Below are 14,136 nucleotides of genomic sequence, written 5' to 3'. Positions count from 1 at the left end.
CGCCCACCTGCGAGCCGCGCGGCGCTTGTTCTAGCGTGCCAGGCATGGCGCTGGTGCGCTCGGGCAGGTGACGATGAAGCAGGCGATGATGAGCTACGTGCAGCCCGTGATGGTCGCGGCCGTGCTGCTGTTCTGGGCGCTCGCGCCGGCGACGTGGACGGGCAGCGCCTGGTCGATCGTGATCGCAACGCTGTCGACCACCGCGATGATCCAGGCGCTCGAGTGGGTCAACGAGCGACACGCCAGCTGGCGGCTCACCTGGCGCGAGTTCCTCACCGACGTCTTCTACGTGACGCTGAGCTACACCGTGATCGCCTGGGCGTCGAAGACGCTCGCGGACGAGCCGCTGACCGCGCTGAAGCAAGGGCTCGGGATCACGACGCTCTGGGCGATGCATCTGCCGTTCGTGGCGCAGGTGGCGCTGGCGGTGTTCCTCGTCGAGTTCGGGCAATATTGGATGCATCGCCTGATGCACAATCAGGCGTTCTTCTGGTCCACCCACGCGCCGCACCACCACCTTACCCAGCTCAACGCGATGAAGGGCGCGGTCGGCAATCCGATCGAGCTGTTCCTGATCAGCCTCAGCGTGCTGGCGCTGTTCGACCTGCCGCAGCCGGCGATGTTCTGCGCGCTGAACGTGCTGGCGGTGGTCTCCACCTTCGCGCATGCCAACACCCGGTTCGACCCGCCGCGTTGGTACGCCTTCGTCTTCACCACGATCCGCCATCACAGCCTGCACCATTCGACCGGCTATGCGGAGACCCGGTGCAATTACGGCAACTCGCTGATCCTGCTGGATCGCCTCTTCGGCACCTTCGGCGAGGGCGAGGCCGAGGTCGTCGGGCAGGACGAGCGCCGGCGGCTGTCGATCGGCGAGCAATTCCTCTTCCCCGCACGTCCGCTGATCGCGCGCTACAAGACGCGTGACGATCGGCGCGAGCGCGACGGCGCGGAGGCCGCCGCTTGACGTCGCGAGCGGCGGCACACGCGACGACGATCGGATTGTTCGCGCTGCTGGCGGGCGCGGCGCCGGCGCCGGGCCGGACGGCGACGCCGCGCGAGCAGGTGATCCAGGTCCCCGGCTTCGCGGACTTCCTCGCGGTCGACGGCGACTCGGTATGGGCCACCAACAAAGGTCGCGTCGAGCGCTGGTCACGTCGCGGCAAGCTCGCCGAGGTGGCGATGACGCGGCCGTGCGGCGCGATGACGGTCGCCTACGGGGCGCTTTGGGTGGCGGACTGCACCGCGCTTAACCTCCATCGGATCGACCTGCGCGCCGCCCGGATCACCGCGACCATCCCCACGGGGATCGCCAACCCCAAGGGCGAGCTCAACGTCGTCGCCGGCGCGGGCTCGATCTGGGTGGCGAGCGACGCCGCGGGGACGGTCGCACGGATCGATCCTGCCACCGACCGCGTGACCGCGTCGATCCCGGTCGACCCCGGCACCTTCTACCTATCTTTCGGCATGGGGGCGCTGTGGGCGGTCAGCGCGGAGGGCCAGAGCCTGCAGAAGGTCGATCCGACCAGCAACACCGTCGTCCACCGCACCGCGCTCGGCCGCGAGCCCGGCTTCCTGGTCGCGGGCGAGGGCGCGGTGTGGGTGCAGGAGCAGGGCGACGGCACGGTCGCGCGCGTCGATCCGGCGAGCGGCGACGTGACGGGACGGATCAAGGTCGACGCGACGCTCGCCTACGGCGACATCGACGCGGGCGGCGGCAAGGTCTGGCTGCGCACCACCGCCGGGCAGACCTTCGTCGTGATCGATCCCGCCTCGCTCGCGATCACCGCGCGCATCGGCGCGGCGGCGGGCAGCGGCGCGCTGCGCTACACGCGCGCCGGGCTGTGGACCAGCGCGCACGACGCGCACACGCTGTCTTGGTGGAAGAGGCCCCTTCGCATGGGGAGGTGACGCGCTGGAGCGTCGCAATGCTGCGGACACGGAGGTGCCGTGCCGGTGCCGGTGACCCGTGCTCCGGCGTTCGCCGGAGCCCGAAGGAGGTTCGACGCGGCCGCGGGAGCGATCGCCGAGCAACCGCCCCGCGAAAGGTCAGCGCATCGCGAGCTGCGTGGCGCCGCCGGCGTCGCGCGCGGCGGTCGCCGCGGCGACTCGGCTGCGCATGTCGCTGAGCACGTCGGTGCGGCACTCCCGCGCCTGCGCGGCGAGCGCGAGATGGACGCTGCTCATCCCCTGACCGCAGACGGTGTCGGCGACCCGGTCCATGCGGATGGCGAGGCGCTGCTGCCCCTCGACGCTGGTGAGATCGAGGCCGCGCAGATTAAGCACGCTGCTCTCGGCCGAGAGCGGGTCCGCGCCGGGCGCGGCGAGCGCGGGCGTGGCCATCAGTAATGCGGCACATGCGGCCAGACCGATCTTCATCCTCATCTCCTGCATCGCTGCCCATCGCTCTCCGGCGATCGGGTCGCAGCCATGTAGGATCGCGCTCGCGCCGGCACAAGCGAGGCGCGGAGAACGTAGCGTCCCGCGCAGGATCAGCGCGCGCGAACGATCAGCGACGCGAGCTCCACGCGCGCGCCGAGCGCGCCGGGCGGCACCGGCACCGCCAGCATGCGCTCCGCCCCGCTCGCACGATCGACCAGCGTGATCGGCACCGCATAGCCGCGCGTGAGCCGCCAGGTCCGCGCCTGGGCGAGCGGAACCGTCACCTGCCAGGAACGCTCGCCGACGACGGACAGGACACGTCCGTCCACCCGCAGCTCCGTCGCCGCACCGTCGCGCCGGCCCGAGAGCCGCAGGCAGGTCGCCTTGCCGCAGTGGACCAGCCGCGCGCTGGCCGCGCGCTCCGCTGCCGCCGGCGACGCCGACAGTCCGGCCGAGAGGACGGCGCAGCCGGTCAGCGCGAGAAAGAGGGATCGGACCATGTGATCGGCATAGCCTGCGACCCGACGCGTCCGACATGCGCCGTTTGACGTAGGGGCGAGCGTCGGCGGGAGCGCTTACGTCAAACGCCCCATATCGATTTGCCGCCGCTGCCAACAATCTCGCATCGCAGCGATCGGGCCCGGGCGAGGCGCCGACGCGGGCCGACAGTCGCGGAGGGGCGGCTCGTTCAACGTATCGATTGGGGGCTTTGATGGCAGGACGTTTCTCCCGCGCAGGGTTGCTGTGCGCGACCGCGCTGATGGGCGTCGCCGGTGGACCGGCGCTGGCGCAGGAGGCCGCGACCGGCGTCGCCCCGGTCGTGACCGAACCCGGCGACACCGCCGCGGCGTCGGTCGACGGAAATGAGATCGTCGTCACCGGCAGCCGGCGGCGCACGACGCTGCAGGACGCGCCGATCAACATCAGTGCGGTATCGGCCGAGACGATCGCGTCGCAGCGGCTCGACGACATCCGCTCGCTCGCCTCGTTCACGCCCGGCGTCACGGTCGCGGACACCGGCCCGGGCTCGACCGGCGCGATCATCCTGCGCGGCATCGCCTCGGGCGACACCAGCGTCGGCGGCGCCGACAGCGGCAATGCGGTGGGGGTCTATCTCGGCGAGGTGCCGCTCTACCTCGACTTCAAGCTGATCGACATCAACCGTGTCGAGGTCCTCCAGGGGCCGCAGGGCACGCTCTACGGGCTCGGCACTCTCGCCGGGGCGGTGCGCTACCTGCCCAATCGGCCCGAGACCGATCGCCTCAGCCTCGACGTCCATGGCCGCGGCTACGCGCAATCCTATTCGGACGATTTCGGCGCGGTCGGCGACGTCGCGCTCAACGTGCCGATCGTGCGCGACCACATCGCCTTCCGCACCGCCACCGGCTATTACGCCAACGCCGGCTTCATCGATTACAATTATCTGCTGCAAGAGCCCGGCGTGTCCGACCCGCAGCCCGGCCGCGCCACCGAGAGCTCGACCGGCTCGCTCGACACGGGCAATTACGGCAGCAACTTCAAGCGCAAGAAGGATGTGAACTACGAACACACCTTCACCACGCGCAATCAATTGCTGCTGGAGTATAATCCCGACATCAAGGCGTATCTGACCTACGCACACCAGAACACCAGGACGGGCGGGCGCCAGGCGAATGGCGCGGGCGTGCTCGGCACCGGCCGCTATGAGGGACCATGGCGCTATCTCGAGCCGGTCGAGCGCGACGCCGACCTGTTCGCCGCCGAGTTCGACATCAACCTGGGCGGCATCGCGCAGCTCGTCAGCACCACGGCGTACACCAAGCAGCATATCACCTCGGTCGACGACAACACCGACCTGCTGCTCGATCTCGACTATGGCTACGAGGCCTTTCCTCAATTCTCCTCCTATGCCGACAATGAGCAGCATTATAAGCAGTTCAACCAGGAGGTCCGGCTCGTCTCGACGCACGGTGGACCGGTGAACTGGGTGATCGGCGGCTTCTATAACCGACTTAAATTCGACAGTAACCGGCAGGAATATACGCCCGGCTTCGCGCAGTATTTCGACATCCCGCGTCCCGACAACCTAGAATATATCTCGCAGGTCAACAGCAAGACCGTGGAGAAGGCCGTCTATGGCGAGGGCACGCTGCACCTTACCCAAGCGTGGCAGGTGACCGGCGGCCTGCGCTATTTCAAATATGACGCGGACGTCAGCGGCGGCTCCGACACCCCCTTGTTCGGTGGCGGGCTCACCCGCATGCCCTATCCCTCGTTCACGATCGACCCGAGCCGGATCCGCACCGGCGACACCTCCAAGGACGGCCTCGTGTTGAAGGCCAACACCTCCTACAAGTTCGGCGAGGGGCTGCTCGCCTATGCCACCTATTCGACCGGCTATCGCGTCGGCGGGGTCAATCGCGTCGTGCCCTGCCTCCAGCCGCTGCCCGCCGGGCAGAACCTCTGCGCGCTGCCGAATGAACTGGTCTACGGGCCCGACCGCACCCGCAACAAGGAGATCGGCCTGCGCGCCAGCCTCTTCGACCGGCGCCTCCAGCTCACCGTCGATGGCTATGAGATCAACTGGAGCGGGGTGCAGGTGCCGAGCCAGACCGTCAACGGCGCGATCGGCATCACGGTGAACGGCGCCGACGCGGTCTCGCGCGGCTTCGACGTGCAGGCCACTCTGCGCCCGCTGTCCGAGCTGACCGTGATCGGCACCTACTCCTACGTCGACGCGCACCTCACCCAGGACGTCACCGGGCTCGTGGTCAGCCAGGGGGTCCGCTACGACGCCGTCGAGGGGGATCGCCTGCCGGGCTCGGCCAAGAACTCGGGCAGCGCGCAGGTCATCTACAGCCATGCGCTCGGCCAGGATCGCAAGATAGAGGCGATCTGGGCGACGGTCTATCGTGGCGACATCTACTCGCGCGTCGGACTGCGCGGCAACGGCGAGGCGATCCCCGGCTACGTCACCCACAGCGCCTCGCTCAACTATGTCGGCAAGCAGTTCGAGGTCGGACTCTTCGCCGACAATCTCACCAACAAATATGCCGAGACGGCGATCAGCAACGACATCTCGTCGTTCAACCAGGTCCGCACCGACGTGGTGGAGCGCTATTACGCGCGCGGCGTGCTGACTCCGCGCCGGGTCGGGATCGACTTCAGATACCATTATTGATCGCCGCCGAGCGCGTCTCGCGCGCCGGCCGGTCGCCCCTTCACCTTCAACAGGAATGACGTATGGCCTCTCTGATCGTGACCACCCGCGACGGCGCGACGCGCCCGCTCCCCGCCGTTGCCGGTCTCTCGGTGATGGAGGTGATCCGCGACAACGGCATCGACGAGCTGCTGGCGGCGTGCGGTGGCTCGCTCTCCTGCGCGACCTGTCACGTCATCGTCGATCCGGCGCAGGCGATCACCCTGCCGCCGCCCAGCGAGGCCGAGCGCGACCTGCTCGACGGACTCGACCGGGTCGCGCCGACGTCGCGGCTGGGCTGCCAGATCGCCTTCGACGAGCGGCTCGACGGCCTTCGCGTGACGATCGCCCCCGAGTGGTGAGCGCGCGGCGGTGAGCGGGGCGACGGTGAGTGATTATGATGTCGTGATCGTGGGCGCTGGCCAGGCCGGTGCCCAGACCGCGATCGCGCTGCGCCAGCTCCGCTACCAGGGCACGATCGCGCTGATCGGGGACGAGCCCGAGCTGCCCTATGAGCGACCGCCGCTGAGCAAGGCGTACCTCGCCGGCGAGAAGAGCTTCGAGCGCCTGCTGATCCGGCCGGCCGCCTTCTGGCAGGAGAAGGCGGTCGATCTCCGTCCCGGCTGCCGGATCGACGCGGTGGATCCCGCGGCGCGGCGGGTCACCGCGGCGGACGGCACCAGCATCGGCTATCGCCGCCTCGTCTGGGCGACCGGCGGGGCGGCGCGCCGGCTCGACTGCCCGGGTGCCGCGCTCGCGCGGGTGCATTCGATGCGATCGCGCGCCGACGCCGATCGGCTGGCGAGCGAGCTTCCCACGGCGCGCCAGGTCGTCGTGATCGGGGGCGGCTACATCGGCCTGGAGGCGGCGGCGGTGCTGGTCGGCGCCGGCAAGGAGGTGACGCTGATCGAGGCGCAGCAGCACGTCCTCGCGCGCATGTCGGGGACAATGCTGGCGCGCTTCCTCGAGGCCGAGCATCGGGCGCGAGGGGTGACGCTGCGGCTCGGCACCGCCGTCCACAGCATCGAGGGTCGGGACGGCACCGCTTGCGGCGTGCGCCTCGCCTCGGGCGAGCTGGTGCCCGCCGACCTGGTGATCGTCGGGGTCGGCATCGTACCGGCGGTGGCACCGCTCCTCGCCGCCGGCGCGCGCGGCAGCAACGGCGTGGAGGTCGACGCCGTGTGCCGGACCAGCCTGCCCGGCGTCTACGCCATCGGCGATTGCGCCACGCACGCCAACGCCTTCGCCGACGGTGCGCGGATCCGCTTGGAATCGGTGCAGAACGCCAATGACATGGCGGGCACGGTCGCGCGCTCGATCGCCGGGGTCGCGCATCCCTATTACGCAGTGCCGTGGTTCTGGTCGAACCAATATGATCTGCGGCTACAGACGGTGGGGCTCGCCGCGGGACACGATCTCGCGGTCTTACGCGGAGCGATCGACGCTCGCTCCTTCTCGGTGATTTACCTTCGCAACGGCCGGGTCGTCGCGCTCGACTGCGTCAACGCCACCAAGGACTATATGCAGGGACGAAAGCTGATCGAATCAGGCGCCGATGTACGATCCGACATGATCGCCGACTCGACCGTCGATCTCTCGAAGTGCTTCCAAAGCGAAGGCCATCCGCCGATGCGTTCGCGCATCTGAATGAAGAACGCGGAGCAAAGCTGCTTTTTTGTCTTGCCGTTGCGATGCTTTTCAGGATCAGGATCGGCAGCGGCTCCCCCTCGGCCAGTGCCAGACCGATCGCATCGATCCGCTCGGTGAGACCATCACCGCGTCGCTGCGCGAACGACTCTGAGGAGACAACCTCCGATCGACGAGTGACGACCCATCACCGGTCGCCGGGGGAATGCGAAGAACTCTCCGGCTCCGCCCGCGCGTTCATGTCGTTATCTCAGGCTTGCACAGATAAGAGCATCACTGCTTCGGCTGAAAAGGATGACACCTGCCGTCCCAATGAAGCGATCGCGCCGTCGAACGAATAAGAGGCTCGTGATTGGCGAGTAGCGCTCCGGTGCTTGATCCGTCACCATTCCCCTTTCCCGCGCGCGCTCATAGAGTGAGGGCATGAACCTTCGCCCCCTCGTCCCGATCGCGTTGGTCGCCGCTTCCTCGATTGGTGCGGCCCCGCCACAAGCCGCGATCCACCTCAATCAGCTCGGCTTCCTGCCCGATGGCGCCAAGCGCGCGATCGTTGCGGCCGCGTCGACGACGCCGCTTCGCTGGACCGCGCGCGACGCGCGCGGCGGCGTCGTCGCGTCTGGCAAAACTCTGCTCATCGGCGACGACGCCGCGTCGGGCGATCACGTCCACCTCGTCGATCTCGCGCGCCTCACCGCGCCGGGCACCTATCGGCTGTCGGTCGCGGGAGAGACCAGCCGGCCCTTCGTCGTCGGCGCCGATCTCTACGCGCCGCTCGCCGCGGCCGCGCTCCACTATTTCTACCAGACGCGCGCGGGCATCGCGATCGAGCCGCGCTACGCCGGCGATCCGCGCTGGGCGCGACCCGCCGGCCACGCCGAGGAGATCGCCCCCTGCTTCTCCGGCGCGGACGAGCGCGGCATGCGCTGGGCCGGGTGCGACTATCGCCTCGACGTCACCGGCGGCTGGTATGACGCGGGCGACCACGGCAAATATGTCGTCAACGGCGGCATCGCGCTCTGGACGCTGCAGAACCTGTACGAGCGCGAGGCACGCGCCGGCCGCTTCCCCTTCGCCGACGGTCGCGGCAACCTGCCCGAGAGCGGCAACGGCGTCGACGACCTGCTCGACGAGGCGCGCTGGGAGATGCGCTTCCTGCTGGCGATGCAGATCCCGGACGGCGCGCGCGCGACCGTGCCTGTCGGCGCCTCCGGCGGCGCAGGCGCGCGCGCCTTCCGGACGATCGACGCCGGCGGCATGGCGCACCAGAAGGTCGCCGACCGCCGCTGGACCGCGCTGCCGACCCGCCCCGCCGACGACCGCGAGGACCGGCTGCTCTACCCGCCGACCACCGCCGCGACGCTCAACCTGGCGGCGACGGCGGCGCAGTGCGCGCGCATCTGGCGCACCATCGATCCTGGCTTCAGCGCGACCTGCCTCGCCGCCGCGCGCCGCGCCTATGCCGCCGCGCAACGCCAGCCGCAGGTCTATGCCACCAGCAGCTTCACGGGCAGCGGCGGCTACGGCGACGACGACGTGAGCGACGAATTCTACTGGGCCGCAGCCGAGTTGTACGCCACGACGCGCGAGCCGGTGTTCGCCACGGCGCTGCAACACTCGCCGTCGCACGCCGCGCCGGTGCACGCGCCCGACTGGGGGCATGTCGCCGCGCTCGGCACGATCACGCTCGCCACCGTCGCGGGTGTGCCGGCGAGCGCGGCGATACCCGCGCGCGCCGGGCTGATCGCCGCGGCCGACGGCTTGCTCGCCGAGGAAGCGCGCAGCGGCTATCGCATCCCCTATGCCACGCTCGATTACCCCTGGGGGTCGAACGCGGTGATCCTCAACCGGGCGATGATCCTCGGCGTGGCGCAGCGGCTCACCGGGGCGACGCGCTACCGCGACGGCATGGTCGACGCGATGGATTATGTGCTCGGCCGCAATCCGCTCGACCAGAGCTATGTCTCGGGCTTCGGCGCGCGACCGCTGACCAACCCGCACCACCGCTTCTGGGCGCACCAGCTCGACGCCACTTTGCCCGGCCCGCCACCCGGCGTGGTCTCCGGCGGCCCCAACTCGACCGCGATGGCGGACCCGATCGCGGCCAAGATGAAGGGCAGTTGCGCGCCGCAGCGCTGCTGGACCGACGATATCCGCGCCTATGCGCTCAACGAGGTGGCGATCAACTGGAACGCGCCGCTGCTCTGGGTCGCTTCAGCGCTCGACGAACCACGCGAGCGCCTCCTGCGCCGCCACTGACGAGGGAGCCGCGCATGAGCTGGTCGCCGACACGACGCGAGGGACTGGCGGCGCTCACCGCCGCACTGGCGACGGGTGCCGCCACCGGCGCGAGCGGCCCGCCCGGGCTCGACGCGGTCGCACGCCGGCGCGGCTTTCGCTTCGGTTCGGCAGTGTCGGGCCGGCCGCAGGGCGCCTCGGCGGACAATCCGCGCTACGCCGCGCTGCTGCGCGCCGACTGCGGCGTGCTGGTCGCCGAGAATGAGATGAAGTGGCAGCACCTGCGCCCTGCCCCCGATCGCTTCAACTTCGCCGCCTTCGACCGGATCGCCGACTATGCGGCGCGCGAGCACATGGCGCTGCGCGGGCACAACCTGCTGTGGCAGAGGCGCAAGTGGATGCCGCGCTGGCTCGAGGCGCATGATTTCGGCGCGCGTCCCGCGACCGAGGCGGCGCGCATCCTGCGCCAGCATATCGAGACCGTCACGCGCCGCTACGGCACACGCATCACCAGCTACGACGTCGTCAACGAGGCAGTGACGCCCGAGACCGGCGCGCTGGAGGAGACCGCGCTCAGCCAGGCGCTCGGCGGCACCGAGGCCACGCTCGACCTCGCCTTCCGCACCGCGCGCGCGGCCGCCCCGCACGCCGAGCTGGTCTACAACGATTACATGAGCTGGGAGCCGGGCAATGCGGCGCATCGCGCCGGCGTCCTGCGGCTGCTGGAGGGCTTTCGCCGGCGCGGCACGCCGGTCGACTTGCTCGGGCTGCAATCGCACATTGTCACCGCCGGCAGCGACACCGCGGCGAGTGCGCGCGCCTACGAGGGCGAGTGGCGGCGCTTCCTCGATGCGGTGACCGCGATGGGCTATCGCCTGCTGATCACCGAGTTCGACGTGCGTGACAACGGCCTGCCCGCCGAGGACGCCGCGCGCGACCGCGGCGTGGCCGATTACGCGCGCCGCTACCTCGACGTGACGCTGAGCTACCCGGGGCTGCGCGACGTGCTCGCCTGGGGGCTGTGCGACCGCTTCAGCTGGATCGGGCCGTTCGAGCCGCGCCCCGACAAGGCGCCGCGCCGCCCCTGCCCCTATGACGTCGACTATCGCCCCAAGCCGCTGCACGAAGCGATCGCGCGCGCGCTGGCGGAGGCGCCCGCGCGCGCGTGACGCGCGGCGATCGCCCGCCGGAGCGAGGTCCGGCGGGCGTGCTCCTCAGTAATTGGCGCGCAGGATGATCGAGTAGCGCCGATCGTTGGTGAAGTAGGAGCGCGGCGCAAGATCGTCCGAGCCGCCCTTGTAGGCCTGGAGCAGCTTGGTCGTCGTGTTGGTCAGATTGACCCCCTGGACGCCGAGCTTGACCCATTTGTTCAGGTTGATGAAGGCCGAGGCGTCGAGCTGCCCGGTCGCGTCGTTGAAGATCGACGTGTAGGGGAAGATCACGTCCGCCGCGGTGAGCAGGAAGCGCGAGCGCCAGTTGTACGCCGCGCGCAACGAGACCGGCCCCTTCTCGTAGAAGGCGGTGGCGTTGATATTGTGCTTCGACAGTCCCTCCAACGGCAGATTGCCCTTGGCGATCGTCGAATCGGACGAGGGCGTGCCGCCGTTGAGGAAGGAGTTGGGCAGCCCCGAGCTGTCGATATAGGTGTAGTTGCCGTTGAAGCCGAGGCCGCTCAGGAAGCCCGGCAGGAAGTCGAAGGTCTGCTGGTAGGCGACCTCGAAGCCCTTGATCTTGCCCTTGCCGTCGTAATTGGCGGGGCCGCGTGCCTGGATGTTCTGCGTGATGCCGTTGTTGGTGATCGAGCGGTTGACCAGCGACTGGTAGAAGAAGCCGTCGACCGTCTTGTAGAAGGCGTCGAGCGAGATCTGGCCGACACGGCCGAAGTACCACTCGATCGTCGCGTCGAACTGCCACGCCGTCGCCGGCTTGAGATAGGGGTTGCCCGCGTTGATCGTCACCGTGCCCGAGCCCGGCTCCAACGTGTAGGTCACGTAGGGGCGGATATTGGCGAAGTCCGGTCGGGTTAGCACCTTCGACCCTGCCAGTCGAACGATCAGATCGTCGGTGACGCCGAACTTGAGGTTCGCACTCGGCAGGAAGTAGTTGTAGCTGTTGGTGAAGTTTGCCGGCTGCGAGGCATAGCCCGGCGTCGCGAAGGTGCGCAGCCGCTCATATTCGGTCTGGCCGAGATTACACACGCCGCCGGGCTGGGTCACCTGCGTGGTCCCGTCCGGCAGCTGCCGCGTCGTCGCGACGCAGCGCGTGGAGAAGGGATCGACCACGCCGAGCTCGGTCTGGTTGGGGACCGCGGTCTCGGTGCGCGACCGCACCGTGGTGCGCACGTAACGGACGCCGACATTGCCCGAGAGGCGGATGCCGCCGAACACCGGCTCGTTGTTGCCGAACTGCACCATGGCATAGGCCGCGGTGTCCTGCTGGTTGACGGTCGACACTTCGGACGGGAGGAAATCGGTGCCCGGGATCGCGCCGACGCGCTGACCGGCGGCGAGGAATCGATTGGTCGCGGTCGCACCGTTCGTGTTGCGCCAGACGTCGTTCTGCGACTGAAAGAAACTGGTCGCTCCATTATAGTCGCCGATCAGGTCGCCGTTGTAGAAATAGGCGCTGGGCGGCGCCGCGGTCTTGCCGCGGAAGAAGTTGTCGAAGGAATAGAGCGACGAGCGGCTGGTGTCCCCCTGGTTGAAGGTGACCGGCGCGCCCGACCAGACCTCGCTGATCGCACCCCAGTTGTACGCCGTATAGCGGACGTCCTGCTGGCGCTCGGCGTAGCGCGCGCCGAACTTCACGCGCTGCAGGAAGTCGCCGTCGTCGAACTTATAGGCGAAGTCGCCCTTGATCTGATATTCCGAGCCGACGCTGTGCTCGATATGGTCCATCGCCGCGCGCCAGAACTGGAAGTCGCGGCTCTGGAAGTAGTCCGAGTCGCTCGCCGCCGCCATCGCCGGGTTGGGGTTCGCCCAATTGGCCGCGAGCGTCAGCGGCTTGTGCGGGATCACCACCGGGATCTTGCCGGAGAGATCAAGCTCCTCGTCGGCGAAGGTCGAGCCGAACACGCTCAGGTCGGTGACGTCGTGCTTGGCGTAGGTATAGTCCGCGTCGAGATTGATCGACCAACGGTCATCGGGGTTGATCTTCAGGTTGAAGCCGGCGTCCTTCACCAGATTCTCGTCGTACACCTGGCGCCGCGACAGCGACTGCTGCATGCCGCCCGACGGGACGGTGGTGGTCGCCGAGCCGCTCGAGGCGGTGCGCCAGCCGTTGCCCGGCAGCGTGATGAAGCCGCTCTGGAACAGCCCGCTGTCGTCGTAGACGAAGTTGGGATAGGGCCCGCCGCCGGGATTGTAGCCGTTGCCGCGCTGGTTCGCGCCGAACTGGAACTGGCCTGCGCCGCTGAGCTGGCATTCTGCGCGCGTGGTGCTGTTGCCCGCGCCGTTGAGCGGACCGTTGCCGTTCTGCTGGCAGCCGGCCGGATAGGTGTTGTACTCGGAGAGGTCAGGCGCGGTCTCGAACGTGTGCTCGCCCCAGGCGCTGCTCGAGTGCGTGCGCAGGAATTGCGCGGTGAAGGTGGTGCGCTCGTCGGTGCTCTGCCATTGCACCGCCAGCGCCTGACCGTCGCGCTTGCGGTCATAGTCCTGGCTGCGGAACTGCCCACCGATCGGCGCATAAGCGATCGCGGTCGGGTCGGCATAGCCGTCCGCGCCGGCCGTGCCCTGCGCGCCGCAGACGTTGGCCGGGTTAGGGAAGGACTGACCGCCGACGCCGTTCACCGTGCCGGGCAGCAGCGTGAAGCCATCGGTGGTGCCGGGCAGCTGGTTGCGGCACGTCACCGTGGTGTTGGTGCCGGTGCCGGTGGCGGCCTGGACGCCGTCGCGCGTCTGGAAGTTGGTGACCTGAATGCCATCGGCGCGGCTCTTCAGCCGCGAGTAGGACGCGTTGGCCAGGATGCCGAAACGACCGATCGGCGTCTCCCAGGTGTTGGAGACCAGCAGCGAGCCGGTCGGCGACCATTTCTTGGCGAAGTCGCCATAGTTGGCCTCGATCCCGCCGCCGATATGGAAGCCCTTGTTGTCGAACGGCTTCCGCGTGTTGAGGTTGACCGTGCCGGCGAGCCCGCCCTCGATCAGGTCGGCGGTGGCGTTCTTGTACACCTCGACCGAGCCGAGCAGTTCCGACGGCACGTCGGCGAAGTTGATCGCCTGCCCGCCGATACCGGCCGAGAAGGTGTCGCGCCCGTTAAACTCGGAGCGGACGAAATTGAGCCCGCGAACGTTCACACCCGAGCCCTCGACCGAGAAATGGTCCGGGTCGTTGTTGCCGGCGAAGCGGTTGATCGAGACGCCGGGGACACGCTGGAGCGCCTCGGTGACCGAGCGGTCGGGCAGCGCGCCGATGTCCTGCGCCGTGATCGCGTCCACGACGGTGTCGGAGTTGCGCTTGATGTTCTGCGCGTTGGCGAGGCTCTGCCGAATGCCGGTGACGACGATGTCGTCCGCACCCGCCGCGTCGGTCGCCGGTGTGTCGCCGCTGCTCTGGGCGGCCGGATCTGACCCTGGCGTATTCGGCGAGGTTGCCGCGCCGGCGGTGTTCTGTCCGGACGCGGGCCCGGTCTGCGCGTACGCCGGGGTCGCCAGCGCGACGACGCACATGGCGGTCACGGAGACTCCGGTCAGAAC

Annotated in this window: 10 protein-coding genes; 7 read left to right on the top strand and 3 right to left on the bottom strand. The window is 68.9% G+C overall.

Annotated features, from left to right (window positions below):
* Positions 1 to 73: 73 nt before the first annotated feature.
* Positions 74 to 967 carry a sterol desaturase family protein gene (locus tag FHY03_RS12860; protein ID WP_183924913.1) on the top strand — a complete coding sequence of 298 codons (894 nt, stop codon included), beginning with the start codon at positions 74 to 76 and terminating at the stop codon, positions 965 to 967.
* Between the two features lie 44 nt (positions 968 to 1,011).
* Positions 1,012 to 1,911, top strand: coding sequence for a YncE family protein (locus FHY03_RS12855; RefSeq protein ID WP_260158957.1), 900 nt, complete (start codon positions 1,012 to 1,014; stop codon positions 1,909 to 1,911).
* A gap of 138 nt (positions 1,912 to 2,049) precedes the next feature.
* Here FHY03_RS12855 and FHY03_RS12850 read toward each other — a convergent pair whose 3' ends face one another.
* On the bottom strand, positions 2,050 to 2,379 hold the full coding sequence (locus FHY03_RS12850; protein ID WP_183931203.1) for a UrcA family protein: 330 nt from the start codon (positions 2,377 to 2,379) through the stop codon (positions 2,050 to 2,052).
* A 113-nt stretch (positions 2,380 to 2,492) separates the two neighbouring features.
* A complete protein-coding gene (locus FHY03_RS12845) occupies positions 2,493 to 2,882 on the bottom strand; it encodes a hypothetical protein (protein WP_183924917.1) in 390 nt (129 codons plus the stop codon).
* A gap of 212 nt (positions 2,883 to 3,094) precedes the next feature.
* Here FHY03_RS12845 and FHY03_RS12840 point away from each other — a divergent pair, with 212 nt between their 5' ends.
* The 5 genes from FHY03_RS12840 (at position 3,095) to FHY03_RS12820 (ending at position 10,611) form a co-directional block, all read left to right on the top strand.
* A complete protein-coding gene (locus FHY03_RS12840) occupies positions 3,095 to 5,542 on the top strand; it encodes a TonB-dependent receptor (protein ID WP_183931201.1) in 2,448 nt (815 codons plus the stop codon).
* 62 nt (positions 5,543 to 5,604) lie between these two features.
* Positions 5,605 to 5,922 (top strand): 2Fe-2S iron-sulfur cluster-binding protein, encoded by a 318-nt coding sequence (locus FHY03_RS12835; RefSeq protein WP_183931199.1) that lies wholly within the window; start codon positions 5,605 to 5,607, stop codon positions 5,920 to 5,922.
* Between the two features lie 10 nt (positions 5,923 to 5,932).
* Complete coding sequence (locus FHY03_RS12830) at positions 5,933 to 7,207, top strand: NAD(P)/FAD-dependent oxidoreductase (RefSeq protein ID WP_409314190.1); 1,275 nt, start codon at positions 5,933 to 5,935, stop codon at positions 7,205 to 7,207.
* Positions 7,208 to 7,630: 423 nt separating this feature from the next.
* On the top strand, positions 7,631 to 9,463 hold the full coding sequence (locus FHY03_RS12825; protein ID WP_183931197.1) for a glycoside hydrolase family 9 protein: 1,833 nt from the start codon (positions 7,631 to 7,633) through the stop codon (positions 9,461 to 9,463).
* Positions 9,464 to 9,477: 14 nt separating this feature from the next.
* Entirely contained in the window at positions 9,478 to 10,611 is a 1,134-nt protein-coding gene (locus FHY03_RS12820; RefSeq protein WP_183924925.1) for an endo-1,4-beta-xylanase, read from the top strand.
* A 45-nt stretch (positions 10,612 to 10,656) separates the two neighbouring features.
* Here the strand turns inward: FHY03_RS12820 and FHY03_RS12815 are convergent, their stop codons facing one another.
* Positions 10,657 to 14,109, bottom strand: a complete 3,453-nt coding sequence (locus FHY03_RS12815; RefSeq protein ID WP_183931370.1) for a TonB-dependent receptor — start codon at positions 14,107 to 14,109, stop codon at positions 10,657 to 10,659.
* Positions 14,110 to 14,136: the final 27 nt, after the last annotated feature.

Origin of the sequence: Sphingomonas sp. BK345 (genome assembly GCF_014193845.1) — a bacterium.
GTDB lineage: Bacteria > Pseudomonadota > Alphaproteobacteria > Sphingomonadales > Sphingomonadaceae > Sphingomonas.
Note: the sequence above shows the minus strand (reverse complement) of the source record. Positions and strands in the feature narration are given on the sequence as shown.

Excerpts from the sequence above, each read along its gene's own strand:
- FHY03_RS12835 (WP_183931199.1), top strand. The coding sequence starts at position 5,605 with ATGGCCTCTCTGATCGTGACCACCCGCGACGGCGCGACGCGCCCGCTC.
- FHY03_RS12850 (WP_183931203.1), bottom strand. The coding sequence starts at position 2,379 with ATGAAGATCGGTCTGGCCGCATGTGCCGCATTACTGATGGCCACGCCC.
- FHY03_RS12820 (WP_183924925.1), top strand. The coding sequence starts at position 9,478 with ATGAGCTGGTCGCCGACACGACGCGAGGGACTGGCGGCGCTCACCGCC.
- FHY03_RS12845 (WP_183924917.1), bottom strand. The coding sequence starts at position 2,882 with ATGGTCCGATCCCTCTTTCTCGCGCTGACCGGCTGCGCCGTCCTCTCG.
- FHY03_RS12840 (WP_183931201.1), top strand. The coding sequence starts at position 3,095 with ATGGCAGGACGTTTCTCCCGCGCAGGGTTGCTGTGCGCGACCGCGCTG.
- FHY03_RS12815 (WP_183931370.1), bottom strand. The coding sequence starts at position 14,109 with ATGTGCGTCGTCGCGCTGGCGACCCCGGCGTACGCGCAGACCGGGCCC.
- FHY03_RS12825 (WP_183931197.1), top strand. The coding sequence starts at position 7,631 with ATGAACCTTCGCCCCCTCGTCCCGATCGCGTTGGTCGCCGCTTCCTCG.
- FHY03_RS12860 (WP_183924913.1), top strand. The coding sequence starts at position 74 with ATGAAGCAGGCGATGATGAGCTACGTGCAGCCCGTGATGGTCGCGGCC.